The 12,710-nt window shown below is 65.2% G+C and carries 12 protein-coding genes; 6 read left to right on the top strand and 6 right to left on the bottom strand.

The window, feature by feature from the left end:
• Positions 1 to 5 precede the first annotated feature (5 nt).
• The 5 genes from DCG74_RS12890 to motA all read right to left on the bottom strand — a co-directional run bounded on the left by DCG74_RS12890 (position 6) and on the right by motA (position 3,628).
• Positions 6 to 1,046: a flagellar motor switch protein FliG gene (locus DCG74_RS12890; RefSeq protein WP_172786965.1), complete on the bottom strand. Its 1,041-nt coding sequence runs from the start codon at positions 1,044 to 1,046 to the stop codon at positions 6 to 8.
• Between the two features lie 2 nt (positions 1,047 to 1,048).
• Positions 1,049 to 1,423, bottom strand: coding sequence for a flagellar motor switch protein FliN (gene fliN / locus DCG74_RS12885; protein ID WP_172786966.1), 375 nt, complete (start codon positions 1,421 to 1,423; stop codon positions 1,049 to 1,051).
• Positions 1,424 to 1,498: 75 nt separating this feature from the next.
• Positions 1,499 to 1,813 (bottom strand): hypothetical protein, encoded by a 315-nt coding sequence (locus DCG74_RS12880; protein ID WP_172786967.1) that lies wholly within the window; start codon positions 1,811 to 1,813, stop codon positions 1,499 to 1,501.
• Positions 1,794 to 2,735 (bottom strand): flagellar motor switch protein FliM, encoded by a 942-nt coding sequence (locus DCG74_RS12875; protein WP_172786968.1) that lies wholly within the window; start codon positions 2,733 to 2,735, stop codon positions 1,794 to 1,796. The genes DCG74_RS12880 and DCG74_RS12875 overlap by 20 nt, the downstream gene beginning before the upstream one ends.
• Positions 2,732 to 3,628 carry a flagellar motor stator protein MotA gene (gene motA / locus DCG74_RS12870; RefSeq protein WP_172786969.1) on the bottom strand — a complete coding sequence of 299 codons (897 nt, stop codon included), beginning with the start codon at positions 3,626 to 3,628 and terminating at the stop codon, positions 2,732 to 2,734. The genes DCG74_RS12875 and motA overlap by 4 nt, the downstream gene beginning before the upstream one ends.
• Before the next feature lie 142 nt (positions 3,629 to 3,770).
• On the opposite strand from motA, the gene DCG74_RS12865 reads away from it, so the two are divergent.
• The 5 genes from DCG74_RS12865 (at position 3,771) to DCG74_RS12845 (ending at position 10,196) form a co-directional block, all read left to right on the top strand.
• The gene (locus tag DCG74_RS12865) at positions 3,771 to 4,559 is read left to right on the top strand and encodes a DUF1217 domain-containing protein (protein WP_172786970.1); all 789 of its coding nucleotides are present in this window, start codon (positions 3,771 to 3,773) and stop codon (positions 4,557 to 4,559) included.
• Between the two features lie 3 nt (positions 4,560 to 4,562).
• Positions 4,563 to 5,291 carry a flagellar basal-body rod protein FlgF gene (flgF, locus tag DCG74_RS12860; protein WP_172786971.1) on the top strand — a complete coding sequence of 243 codons (729 nt, stop codon included), beginning with the start codon at positions 4,563 to 4,565 and terminating at the stop codon, positions 5,289 to 5,291.
• Positions 5,292 to 5,327: 36 nt separating this feature from the next.
• Positions 5,328 to 6,653 carry a flagellar protein export ATPase FliI gene (gene fliI / locus DCG74_RS12855; RefSeq protein ID WP_172786972.1) on the top strand — a complete coding sequence of 442 codons (1,326 nt, stop codon included), beginning with the start codon at positions 5,328 to 5,330 and terminating at the stop codon, positions 6,651 to 6,653.
• Between the two features lie 814 nt (positions 6,654 to 7,467).
• Positions 7,468 to 8,103 carry a MarR family winged helix-turn-helix transcriptional regulator gene (locus tag DCG74_RS12850; protein WP_172786973.1) on the top strand — a complete coding sequence of 212 codons (636 nt, stop codon included), beginning with the start codon at positions 7,468 to 7,470 and terminating at the stop codon, positions 8,101 to 8,103.
• Between the two features lie 1,028 nt (positions 8,104 to 9,131).
• A complete protein-coding gene (locus DCG74_RS12845; protein WP_172786974.1) occupies positions 9,132 to 10,196 on the top strand; it encodes a ketopantoate reductase family protein in 1,065 nt (354 codons plus the stop codon).
• A 24-nt stretch (positions 10,197 to 10,220) separates the two neighbouring features.
• On the opposite strand, the gene DCG74_RS12840 is transcribed toward DCG74_RS12845, so the two are convergent.
• On the bottom strand, positions 10,221 to 10,805 hold the full coding sequence (locus DCG74_RS12840) for a LysE family translocator (protein WP_172786975.1): 585 nt from the start codon (positions 10,803 to 10,805) through the stop codon (positions 10,221 to 10,223).
• Positions 10,806 to 11,049: 244 nt separating this feature from the next.
• Between DCG74_RS12840 and DCG74_RS12835 the strand changes: the two genes are divergently transcribed.
• Positions 11,050 to 12,564 carry an ATP-binding protein gene (locus tag DCG74_RS12835; protein WP_172786976.1) on the top strand — a complete coding sequence of 505 codons (1,515 nt, stop codon included), beginning with the start codon at positions 11,050 to 11,052 and terminating at the stop codon, positions 12,562 to 12,564.
• Positions 12,565 to 12,710: the final 146 nt, after the last annotated feature.

The raw sequence follows: 12,710 nt of genomic DNA, 5'->3' as shown, positions 1-12,710 counted from the left end.
AGCGGTCAGCGGAAGACCAGCTCATCCTCCTGGTCGGGGTTGAGCTCGATTTCGCCCTTCTCCGCGAGGTCAAGTGCGAGGTCGGTGATCACACGGCGCGCCTCGAGCACGTCGCGCTGGTTCGACGGTTCGCCGATCGCGAGCTCGGCCTCGACGACGCGGCGGACGCGCGAGGCGACCGCGGACAGGATCACCTCGCGGAAATGCTTGTCGGTGCCCTTCAGCGCGACCACGATGCGGTCGGTCGGAACCTGGTCGAAGATCATGGTGCGCGCCTTCGGCGCCAGGTTGATGACGTCGTCGAAGGTGAACAGCAACTCCTTCAGCACCTCGGCCGACTTCGGACGCTTCTCCGACAGGCTCTTCAGGATGTCCTCGATGTGGCCGCGCTCCATCTTGTTGATGATGTCGGCGACGCGAGCGTAGGTGTCGGCGCCGAGGTTGCGGGCGAAATTCAACGTCAGATCTTCGTGCAGGGTCTTCTCGAGGACCTTCATCGCGTCATCAACGATCGGCTTGAGGCTGAGCACGCGCCGCATCAACTCGTTGCGCAGGCTCGACGGCAGCTGGCTCATCACTTTGGCGGCGCAGGACGGCTTGACTTTGGACAGGATGAGCGCCGCGGTCTGCGGATGCTCCTTGGACAGATAGGTGGCCAGCGAATTTTCCGACACCGACGAGACGCGGTCCCACACAGAGCGGCTCGAATTGCCGAGCAGGTCCGTCATGATCGCCGAAACCTGATCAGCCGGAAGCACGTCGCCGAGCACGGCCTCCAGACCGCCGAGGGTGCCGAGAATGTTCGCGCCCATCGAGAATTGCTGGGCGAACTCCTCGACGATTCCCTCGAGCTCCTGCGCGGTGATCGGCCGCAGCTCCGCCGCCGCCTTGGTGACGATGCGGATCTCCTGCGGCTCGAACTGCTGCAGCACGCTCGCGGCCGCCTGCCGGCCCATGGCCAGCAGGAGCGCGGCGACCTTTTCCGTGCCGCCCAGCGTGGTAACGCCTCGCTGCTTGACGGGAGCGATGCCGACCGGTGCCGCCATGGTCAGGTATCACCCTGCCCCAGCGGCCCGACGATCTCCGTGAGCGAGACGCCGAAGCGGGAATTGTCCTCTTCGACGACGACCACCTCGCCGCGGGCGACGATGCGGCCGTTGACGACGACATCGACGGGCTCCCCGACCCGGTGATCGAGCGGAACCACCGCGCCGCGTCCGAGCTTCATCAGGTTCGCCACCGGAATGGTCGCCGATCCCAGCACCACCTGCATGGTGACGGGAATGCGCAGGATAGCGTCGACATTGGCGAACTTGCCGGTCTCCTCGGCCGTGCGCTGGGCGATCTCGGCCAGGCGTTCGAGCGGTGACGTCTCGGCCTCAGTCGATGCAGATGCAGACTCATAGTCGAAGGATTGCGCCATTTGGTATCGCCTCTTGGTATTTCCGCTGCCGGAGCGCCGCGGCGTTCCGGTCGTATTCTTCTGCCGGTTCGCGCTTCAATGCTTGTTCAGATCGGCGGTCGCCGCCGTCGCGATTGGTGCGAGCCCGCTCCGCGCGTCGAGCGCCGCGATCGCCTCGTGGGCCTGATCGATCTTCGTGCTCAGCACGTTGGCAAGGCGTCCGAGATTTGCGGTGGAATCGTGCGCCGCGGTAATCACGGTGTCGAAGGCGCCCGCGGTCTCGTGCACGATGGTCGAGAATTCGCCCTGATAGCTGCGCAACCGCGCCAGCTCGCGGTGCATCCGGGTCACCCGCATGCTGGTGAAGGCGAGCGCGATCAGCAGCACGGCATCAACGAGATAGGATATCATCGACGAACTCCCGCTTCTGATCGACGGGATCGGACACCTGCATGGCGTAATAGCCATCAAGCTGGCCGATCTGACACCAGAACAGCACCTGATTGTTGCTCTCGAGGCGAGCCAGCGTGCGCGGCGTGGCCTCCAGCTCCAGCACCTGCCCCACCTTGAACTTCACGACGTCCTCGAGCGAGATCATCTTCTCGTCGAGCACCGCGCTCAGCGTCACCTCGGTACGCTGGACCTCGCTCTCCATCTGCTCGCGCCAACGCGGATCGGTCGTGCGGCCGTCGCTGGCGGTGACGGTTGCAAGCTTCTGCCTGAGCGGGTTGAGCGCGGAGTGCGGAATGATCAGGAACATCTGACCGCCGCGGTAGAGCGCCTGCACCATCATGTTCGCGCAGATCGACATGTTGCTGGCGCGTCCGATCGCCAGCGACGCCATCGCGGTCTCGACACGCTCGACGCGGAAGGTGACGTTGGACGTTCCGGCGAAGGCGCCCTGCAGCGCCTTGGCGAACCGCTCGAACAGCGCCTGGACCAGCCGGATCTCAATGTTCGAGAACGTGCGTTCGACGTCAAGCGGCGGTTCCGCTCCGTCGGAGCCGAACATCGCCTCGACCATCGTGAACACGAAGTCGCGGTCGAGCATGATGATGACGCGAGAGTCCCACTGCTCGGCATAGAGGACGGCCGCGACCGCGTTGCCCTCGTAGTCCTTGATGATGTCGCCGAGCGGATCGTTGGTGATGCCGTTGACCGAGAAATAGCAGGGCGTTCCGGCCATCGGCTGTAGGCTGTCGGTGCACGATGCCGCCATGCGATCGAAGATCACATTGAGCATCGGCATACGGTCGATCGATATGCCGGCAGCGTCCAGCAGGTAGTTCGGCAGCTGCTTGCGCTGATCGACTTCGGCGTCTTCCATCATCATGCGCGCGCCGCCTTGGGTTCAGCGTCGGCAACGACGGCCTTGGGACCTGCGATCGTCTCGTTCTCGACGACGTCGATCGAGGGACGTTCGCTGCTCGAGATCATCTTGCGGCCGTGCTCGACCGCGATCTGGGGCATGGCGCCGTTCATGAACGCCAACAGCGTCTGCTTGACGATGATGTAGGGCCGGCACTTCTTCTCGCGCATCATCTTGATCTTGATCGCGAAGGGCGAAATGATGCCGTAGGACAGGAAGATGCCGGCGAAGGTGCCGACGAGAGCGGCGCCGATGAAGCCGCCCAGCAGCTTCGGCGACTGATCGAGCGCGCCCATCGCCTTGATGACGCCGAGCACCGCAGCGACGATGCCGAGGGCCGGCATCGCCTCCGACACCGTCACCAGTGCATGGTAAGGAGCCAGCTTGCCCTTGACGATGGTGTGGATCTCCTCGTCCATCAGCGCCTCGATCTCGTGCGTGCGCGCATTGCCCATGATGATGAGACGGACGTAATCGCAGATGAACTGGAGCAGCGAGGGGTCGCCGAGCACGCTGGGGAATGCCTTGAAGATCTCGGAGTTCGAGGGGTCGTCGATATGCGCCTCCACCTCGTTGCGGCCCTTGCCCCGCAGCTCGCGCATCAAGGCGTGCAGCGCGCCGAGCAGGTCGAGGTAATAGCGCTGTCCCGGCACCGCGTTGGTGATGGCCTGCATGCAGGCGACGCCGCTGTCGACGACCGTCTTCCACGGATTGGCCACGATGAAGGTGCCGACCGCGGTGCCGATGATGATGACGAATTCCCACGGCTGCATGAGCACGGCCAAATGCCCGCCCATGGCGGCAAAACCGCCGAGCAGCGCCGCTACCGTGATGAAAATCCCCACGAAACTGCCCAACGCGCCGCTCCATCGCCGATCCCACCGGGAATACCTAGTCGGCGACGCTTGCGCGAAGCTGGCTTCGAGGTCGCCAGCCCCGCGCAAGCAATTGGCGGCAGCTTGAAGCGGCGTCGCAAACGGCGCCAGAGGGGCGCGTGTCATGCTATCCACCATCGCAGACTACACCAGGTTGACCAAGGACATGGGCAAGTCGCTGACGCAGGTCGCGCAGCAGCCGGATGTCAGCCGCGAGACCGACTACTTCCTCAGCCATATCGGCAAGGTTAAGACCATCGACGACTTCCTGAAGGACTATCGTCTCTACTCCTATGCGATGAAGGCCTATGGCCTCAGCGACATGACCTACGCCAAGGCGTTCATGCGCAAGGTGCTGACCGAGGGGGTCGCGAGCAAGGACGCCTTCGCCAACAAGCTGACCGACGTCCGCTACCGGCAATTCGCAACCGCCTTCAATTTCGCCGCGCTCGGCGACAAGGCGACTCAGACCGCCGCGGCCACGACCGGGACGGCGACCCAGTTCGTCACGCAGACGATGGAGGAGAAGGCCGGGGACCAGAACGAGGGCCTGCGGCTGGCGCTGTATTTCAACCGCAAGGCTTCCACCATCACGACGGCCTACCAGGTCCTGGCCGACAAGGCGCTGACGCAGGTGGTGCAGACCGCGCTCGGCCTGCCGGCGACGATCAGTTCGGCCGACATCGACGCCCAGGCCAAGATGATCGCGGACAAGATCAATCTCGCCGACTTCCAGGACCCGGCCAAGGTGACCAAGTTCGTGCAGCGCTTTGCGGCGATGTGGGATGCGACCCAGGCCCAGAACGACAGCTCGACCAATCCCGCGCTGGTCCTGATCGCCGGCGCCGCGACGTCGGTCAGCATGGATACCAACGTGCTGGCGACGCTTCAGAACATCAAGTTCAACAGGTAAGTCATGCAATCGGCTCTCTATGTGGGATTGTCGGCGCAGGTCGCCCTCGAAAAGCGCCTGCAGACGATCGCCAACAACGTCGCCAACGTCAACACGGCGGCGTTCCGCACCGACGTGGTGAAGTTCGAGACCGTGCTGTCCAAGGCGGGCCCGACGCCGGTGGCGTTCTCCTCGCCCGGCGACAACATCATCTCGCGTGAGATGGGCAACATCACCGAGAGCGGCAACCCGCTCGACGTCGCCGTGGTCGGCCAGGGCTGGATCGCCTTCGCCGGTCCGAACGGCACGGTCTACACGCGCGACGGAAGGCTCCAGATCGCCCCCAACGGCGATCTTCAGACCGTGAGCGGCTTTCCGGTCGTCGATTCCGGCGGCGCGCAGATCACGCTCGACCCGAACGGCGGACCGATCTCGATCGCGCGCAGCGGCGCGATCATCCAGGACAACAACGAGATCGGCACCATCGGCCTGTTCAGCATCCCGGCCGACGCCAATCTCGAACGCTACGGCAATTCCGGCGTGACGCCGGACCGGCCCGCGACCGCCATCGCGGACTTCTCCCGCGACGGCTTCAAGCAGGGCTATGTCGAGGGCTCCGGCGCCAATCCGATGATGGAATTGACCAAGCTGATCGCGGCCTCGCGCGCCTTCGACGGCACCAACTCGATGATCGAGGGCACCGAGAGCTCGCTGCAGAACGCGATCCGGACGCTCGGCGAACCCGGCAAGTAGAGTGTGCCGCGTGCGCAATAAGGTTGGACGGTTTCCTTGAACGCTCTTCGGCAACTCGAGGGGGCGCTGCTGGAGCTTCAGCAGAGCACTCCCCTGGCAAGCGTCAGCGGCGCGATCTCCGAGATCGCGCCGACGCATTTCCGCGTCTCCGGCCTGTCGCGCTTCGTCAGGCTCGGCGAGCTCATCGGCGTCGATTGCGGCGGCAAGCGCCAGATCGGCGAGGTGGTGCGGATCGACAGCGACGGCATCATTGCCAAGCCGTTCGACCGGCAGTTCGCAGGCGGGCTCGGCTCGGTCGCCTCCCGCATGCCGCCTCTGTCCTTTGCGCCCGATCCGAGCTGGAAGGGCCGCGTCATCAACGCCCTCGGCGCGCCGCTGGACGGACTGGGGCCTCTCACGCAAGGGTCGCAGGCGGTCTCGGCCGAGACCGAAGCGCCGTCGGCCATGAAGCGCGCACGCGTGCACAAGCCGCTGCGCACCGGCGTGCGCGTCATCGACCTGTTCGCGCCGATCTGCGCCGGCCAGCGCGTCGGCATCTTTGCCGGCTCGGGTGTCGGCAAATCGACGCTGCTCGCGATGCTCGCCCGCAGCCAGGGCTTCGACACCGTCGTGCTGGCCCTGGTCGGCGAGCGCGGCCGCGAAGTGCGCGAGTTCATCGAGGACGTGCTGGGCAACGACCGTCACCGCGCCGTCACAATCGTGTCGACGGGCGACGAAAGCCCGATGATGCGGCGGCTGGCGCCGAAGACGGCGATGGCGGTCGCCGAATATTTCCGCGACCGCGGCGAATCGGTCCTGCTGATGGTGGATTCGATCACCCGCTTCGCCCACGCCGCTCGCGAGGTCGCGCTCGCCGCCGGCGAGCCCGCGGTGGCGCGCGGCTACGCGCCGACGGTCTTCACCGATCTGCCGCGCCTGCTCGAGCGCGCCGGCCCGGGCGAGGAGGGATCCGGCACCATCACCGGGATCTTCTCCGTGCTGGTCGACGGCGACGATCACAACGAACCCATCGCCGACACCATCCGCAGCACGCTCGATGGGCACATCGTGCTCTCCAGGCACATCGCAGACCAGGCGCGCTATCCGGCAGTCGACGTTCTGGCCTCGGTCTCCCGCCTCGCCCACAACGTCTGGGACCCGGAGGAGCGCGAATTGGTGAGCAAGCTGCGCGCCATGATCGCGAAATACGAGGATACGCGCGACCTTCGCCTGATGGGCGGCTATCAGCCGGGACGTGATTCGAGTCTCGACCAGGCGGTCGAGATGGTCCCGCGAATCTACAGCGCGATGCGGCAAGGCGCGTCGGCCCCGCCGAGCGCCGATCCGTTCCGCGAGCTTCGGGACATGCTCAAGGGCGACTGACGGATTGAGAGGGCGAGGCGCCTGCCGCGCGCCGTGGCCGTGGTTTTCGACAGGAGATTGCGCATGTCGCTACGCTTCCAGCGCATGCGCATGCACACCGGTCGCCGATTTTTCTCTTGAGCGAATTCACCCGTTCAGGTGAGCACAAGCCCGCAAACGCGATGCAAGCAATCGAAGGGTCGATCTGCAAGCAGTGCGGGAACAACCGTCACGTGTAATTCCAACGAGTTCCCTCGACGATTCCTCGGCAGAACGCACAAGTTGTGGATGACGTGCCGCCAAACACGGTCGTGATGCACAAGCTTCGATCAATTTGCATCAACGCCAGACAACAACGTGCCGTGCAATCAAACCGTCGTATAGTTGCGTGCATGTTGCGCGCGGGGCAGCGTATTGCGTTCACTATCATGTGTCCCTGGAAGTGAAATTGTCTTGAACGTTACATTCGCCTGCAACGACATCCAGTCTGCGAGAGGGTCTCTACTTGATTTTGTTGAGAAGCTCATCCATCGTTTTGGTTGAGTAGAAGAAACGTCTGCTTGTGACTTGAACTTTTGGGGGCTTCGGTTGAGCTATTCCGGTCCACCGTTCGCCGGCGACGGCAACCCGAGCTCCCGCGCGACGACGACGCTGTCGGCATGCCATCAGCGATACGGCTTCTCGCTCCGGACGATGCGACGCTCATCCGCCCAGGTCGAGCGCGTTGCGATCCGTGCCTTTGTGCAAGAGTTCGATCCGACATGCTCGTCTGACACTCAGGGCGCAAAGCGGCTTCGGGACGCCGCAGACGAAGTTCCGGGGACGAGGTAGATTCATGCCATTGGCGCGGGAAGCCGTCGAGCTGCTGGTTCAGGCGGCGAGGGCTTGGTATTTCGAGGGCAATCAGCATGGATTGCGCGATCGGGAGTGGATGGCGCTGCGCTTTCTCGGGCGCGCCAACAGGTTTTCGCGCACGCCGTCCGCACTGGCCGGCTTCATCGGCGCCACACGAGCGACTGCATCGCAGATCGTGAAGACTCTGGAGAGCAAGTCGTTCCTGGTGCGAAAGCCGTCGCACGAGGACAAGCGTTCCGTCGTCCTGAATGTCACGTCCCAGGGCGAGAAATGCCTGAGCCAGCACGATCCGATCAATCACGTGGTGAACGCGGTGACAGCGCTCGGGACCGACGAGTGCATCAAGCTGCGCGACTCTCTCCGCGAGATCCTCAATCACCTCGATGCGGCCCATCAGCGGCTCGAAGCGAGCATCTGCCGGGACTGCATGTTTCTCGCAGAGCGCGGCCCGGGCACCGGCAAGGGACGTGGAAACGCCGAGTTCATGTGCCGGCTCTATCGTGCTCCGATCTCGCTCGAGGAGACCGAGCTGCTCTGCACCAGCTTCGAGCGCACGCGTGACCGTCCCAAGATCGAGCAGCATCTCGACCGCGACCGCGTGGCGAGCCAGGGCTGAGGCGCAGCGGATCGGCCGCCAAGGAGCGGCATGCGCTCCATCAACATCGTCATTGCGAGCGAAGCGAAGCAATCCAGAGTCTTTCGGCGGAGAGATTCTGGATTGCTTCGTCGCAAGGGCTCCTCGCAATGACGGAGTATGTGGGTGCAGCTTCGCTCTTCCACCTGGCATTTTGAACGCAGACACGCCTTCACAGCCTCGCGGCGCATTTCGCCCGAGCTTTGCTTGGTCTCGCCGCCCTCATAGGCAAGAGGGCGCAGGGAAGACCGGGTGCCGACTGGCACCCGCGGTCCGCTGCGCGAAAAGCACACGCAGAAAGAACCGCACAGCAGCATACAGGTGTAGCCAAGCACTCGGCCTTCCCTGCGCGATGGCCGGACGGCTTATGCCGCGCTCTCCCGGGAGCCGAATTCCTTCTGGCCTCCCTCACCTTCGCGAAAGTCGCTAACACGACGCCGGTTGACACCAATGTCACATTCGCCAAGGCTTGACCGTAGCAACGACGGCCAGGACCACACGGTTTTGCCGTACGCGCGGCCCGCCATTTCGCCGCAGTTTTCCCGAGCTCCGTCGACAGAGCCGGAAACTTACAGACGAGACGAAACCTAGCAGCGCCGTTCGTCCGCGCGCGGCCGCGGGCTCACCGGGGACTACCCTCCCTGCCCGCACCTCTCGCGCCCGACGCTGCCGCGTCCACCGCAAGCCCGGCTCGCGAACAAGACGACGACGCGATCGCCCCTCAAGGTGAGCCGGGATGGGTGAGACATACGATATTTCCGAATTTCGGTAAAGAGGAATATTTTTGCCTTACCAGCTTGACGGCGGGCGAAACAGGAGCGATCGCGCAGGCGCGTTGGCGCGCAGTCCGGGACAAGGGCGGGACGGCGAGCGCGGCGGGAGCCCGGCCTCGCCTTGTATGCATTATCCCAGTTGCCATCCTTCCGCAGTTCGCTTTACATGCCCCCCAAGGCGCCCCGCGGATGACGGCCGGGGCCGAAAAATCACACACATTGCCAAAGGGACGGAGCATGGCGCGCAACATATTGATTCTCGGGGCTTCTTACGGCTCCCTGCTGGGCACGAAGCTGCTGATGGCCGGGCACAACGTGACCCTGGTCTGCCGCGCCAAGACGGCGGAGCTGATCAACCGCGACGGTACCGAGGTCCGCATCAAGTTGCGTGACGAGGCGGTGCACCGGGCGATCTTCTCCCGCAACCTCCCCGGCAAGCTCGATGCGGTGACGCCGGCCAATGTCGACCTCTCCCGCTACGATCTGGTCGGCCTCGCGATGCAGGAGCCGCAATACACCAACCACACGGTGCGCGTCCTCATGATCAAGATCGCCGCGGCGAAGCTGCCGTGCCTGTCGATCATGAACATGCCGCCCTTGCCCTATCTGAAGCGGATTCCGGCACTCGCCGACATGGATCTCGAGGAGGCCTACACCAATGCGCAGGTGTGGGAGCGGTTCGAGCCGGGGCTGGTGACGCTGTGCTCGCCCGACCCGCAGGCCTTCCGTCCGCCGGAAGAAGCCGCCAACGTGCTGCATGTCGGCCTGCCCACCAATTTCAAGGCGTCGGTCTTCGCCGACGAGAAGCACAACAAGCTGCTGCGCGAGCTGGAGGCCGACATCGACGCGGTGACGCTCGACGGCCACGACGTGCCGGTGAAACTGAAAGTGTTCGATTCCCTGTTCGTGCCGCTGGCGAAATGGTCGATGCTGCTCACCGGCAATTACCGCTGCATCACGCCGAACGAGCCGCAGTCGATCCGCGATGCGGTGCACGGCGATCTCAAGCGCTCGCAGACGATCTACGACCATGTCGACGCGATCGCCCGCCGCCTCGGCGCCGATCCGCAGGACCAGGTGCCGTTCGCGAAATATGCCAAGGCCGCGGAGAGCTTGCTCAAGCCGTCATCGGCCGCGCGCGCGGTCGCGAGCGGCGCGCCCTTCATCGAGCGCGTCGACCTCCTGGTGAAGCTGATCTCGCACCAGCTCGGCGTGCCCAACGCCGAGATCGACCGCACCGTCGACACCGTGGACCAGAAGCTGAACGAGAAGATCGTGCAGGGCGGCTCCGGCGCGCAGTAGCGCCGCTTCAAGCGACGTCGGCGCTCAGGCGATCAGGAACGATTGCAGCCAGATCAGGCCGGTCACCGCGACCAGCGTGACCGCGCCGGTGCGCGTGACGAGGTCAGGGCGCCCGAGGCGACGCGCGCCGCGTCCGAGCGTTGCGCCCAGAATGATCCATGCGGCGCCGGCGGTGAGAATCTGAAGCGCGATCACGCCGAGCCACGGCACCAGTTCGAGCGGGCCGGCCCCAAGCGGCAGGAGCAGGAACGCGAAGACCAATGCTTTCGGGTTCAACAGGGTCGTCAGCAGCACCTGACCGAACGTCACCGCAGCACCGTCGCGCAGCTCGCGCGTGTTGACGCGCCAGAGCATGGCCGCGAGGCACAGGATGTAGATCGTCACGGCGACGCGGAGCACCAGCGCTGCAATCGGGATGTCGCTGATGACCGGACCGAGCGCCAGCCGCAGCACCGCGATCGCCAGCAGATAACCGCACAGCTCCGCCGCGAGCAGATGAAGGGATCGCGAGATGCCGGCTCCGGCCCCCGATGTCGCGAGCAGGGTGTTGGTCGGCCCCGGCACCGCCAGCAGGAAATAGGTCGCCGTGAAGAAGGTCAGAAACGTCATACGGCCAGATAGCAGGTCTCGGCCCCGCTGATCTTGATCTGCGTCATTTCGGGCCGAGCGATCGCCGATGCGGCCCCATCGTCGGCGAACCGACGCCGTTCGGCACCGGGTTCCTGCCGCTCACAGTGAATGCTTTCCGGTTTTGACGTGGGCAACACCGCCTGATTCGCGCTGGAGCGCTCGACGCGCCACCGCTGGATTGATAAGCCGCTGTCCGCGAATGACGGGGACTTGAGTCGGGGACATGACGGTTGCGATCGAGATGGGGCAGACCACGGCGGGCGCCGCGGCCGCCATGGACCTCGAGGAACTGCTGGCGACCCGTCTCCTGGTGCAGGGCAATTCGGGCTCCGGCAAGTCGCATCTGCTGCGGCGGCTGCTGGAACAGAGCGCGCCGTGGGTGCAGCAGGCCATCATCGATCCCGAGGGCGATTTCGTCACGCTGGCCGAGCGCTTCGGCCATCTGGTGATCGAGGCCGAGGACCACACCGAGCGCGGCCTTCAGGTCGCGGGCGAACGCGCACGGCTACATCGTGTCTCCACCGTGCTCAATCTCGAAGGCCTCGATGCCGAGAACCAGATGCGACGCGCAGCTGCCTTCCTCGGCGGAATGTTCGACGTCGACCGCGATCATTGGTACCCGATGCTGGTCGTTGTCGACGAGGCCCAGCTGTTTGCGCCGGCGGTGGCGAGCGAAGTCTCGGACGAAGCCCGAAAACTCTCGCTCGGCGCCATGACCAATCTGATGTGCCGCGGCCGCAAGCGCGGGCTTGCCGGCATCATCGCGACCCAGCGCCTCGCCAAGCTCGCCAAGAACGTCGCGGCGGAAGCCTCGAACTTCCTGATGGGCCGCACCTTCCTCGACATCGACATGGCGCGCGCCGCCGACCTGCTCGGCATGGAGCGGCGGCAGGCCGAAGCCTTCCGCGATCTCGAGCGCGGCCAGTTCATGGCGCTCGGACCTGCGCTGTCGCGCCGGCCGCTGCGTCTCAACATCGGCCCGACCGAGACGAGCCCGCGCAATTCGACGCCACGGCTGATGCCGCTGCCGGAGGCCACGCTTGAAGACGCCCGCGCGGTGATCCTCGCCGCACCACCGCCCGATGCCAGCCGGCCGCAGCGACGGCCGGCGCCGGATCTGCTCGAGCAGCTTCGCGCGGCGAAGGCCGCCGCCGTGCCGGAGATTCGGCCAGAGGCGGTCGAGGCTCCCATCAGCGCCGAAGAGCTCGCCGAGCGGCGCGAGCGCGTGGATCGTACGCTGCGTGCCGTGCTGGCCGAGCCCGATGCCGGCTTCCGCGCGATCGGCGTGCTCTATCAGGAGTTCGTGGTCCGCTGCCGCATCGAGGGCTTAGGGGCGGCAGTCCCTGATCTCAACGAATTCCGGCGCATGCTGACGCATGCGCGCGCCGGGCTGGGGGCGGATCTCACCGAAGACGACGCCTGGCAGGAGGTGTCGCTGCGCGCCTCGATCCTGCCTGACGACATGCAGGGTGTGTTCATGATGATCGCGCGCGCGGCGAAGGAAGGCTGGCCCTGCCCCGGCGATGCCGCGATCGCCCGCGCCTACGGCTCGCACTCGCTGCGCCGCGCGCAACGCCTGCTCGGTTACATGGAGGAGCAGGGCCTGATCGTCGTCCAGCTCGACGGCGGCGGACGCCGGATCGTGACGCTGGTGGAGCTCGCCTGGGCAACCGCGCCGGGCGATCCCAACGGAGATGATCAGCCGGTGGAGCAGGTCGCGAGCGCGGCGTCGGCTTGATGTTACCACGACTGAGATGCGCTCCCGCCTTGCGCAGGGCTATAGCATTTTAGAATTCTTCCCTGCGGCCATCCTTCGAGACGCCCGCTTGAGGCGGGCTCCTCAGGATGAGGGCGGAGTGCGCGGCAACACACGCACTGATGCTG

Origin of the sequence: Bradyrhizobium sp. WBAH42 (assembly GCF_024585265.1) — a bacterium.
Taxonomy (GTDB): Bacteria; Pseudomonadota; Alphaproteobacteria; order Rhizobiales; family Xanthobacteraceae; genus Bradyrhizobium.
This window is presented reverse-complemented; position numbering and strand designations above follow the sequence as displayed.

Bases quoted from the DNA above. Each gene is read 5' to 3' on its own strand.
- DCG74_RS12890 (WP_172786965.1), bottom strand. From the start codon at position 1,046: ATGGCGGCACCGGTCGGCATCGCTCCCGTCAAGCAGCGAGGCGTTACC.
- fliN (WP_172786966.1), bottom strand. From the start codon at position 1,423: ATGGCGCAATCCTTCGACTATGAGTCTGCATCTGCATCGACTGAGGCC.
- DCG74_RS12880 (WP_172786967.1), bottom strand. From the start codon at position 1,813: ATGATATCCTATCTCGTTGATGCCGTGCTGCTGATCGCGCTCGCCTTC.
- DCG74_RS12875 (WP_172786968.1), bottom strand. From the start codon at position 2,735: ATGATGATGGAAGACGCCGAAGTCGATCAGCGCAAGCAGCTGCCGAAC.
- DCG74_RS12865 (WP_172786970.1), top strand. From the start codon at position 3,771: ATGCTATCCACCATCGCAGACTACACCAGGTTGACCAAGGACATGGGC.
- flgF (WP_172786971.1), top strand. From the start codon at position 4,563: ATGCAATCGGCTCTCTATGTGGGATTGTCGGCGCAGGTCGCCCTCGAA.
- DCG74_RS12850 (WP_172786973.1), top strand. From the start codon at position 7,468: ATGCCATTGGCGCGGGAAGCCGTCGAGCTGCTGGTTCAGGCGGCGAGG.
- DCG74_RS12845 (WP_172786974.1), top strand. From the start codon at position 9,132: ATGGCGCGCAACATATTGATTCTCGGGGCTTCTTACGGCTCCCTGCTG.
- DCG74_RS12840 (WP_172786975.1), bottom strand. From the start codon at position 10,805: ATGACGTTTCTGACCTTCTTCACGGCGACCTATTTCCTGCTGGCGGTG.
- DCG74_RS12835 (WP_172786976.1), top strand. From the start codon at position 11,050: ATGACGGTTGCGATCGAGATGGGGCAGACCACGGCGGGCGCCGCGGCC.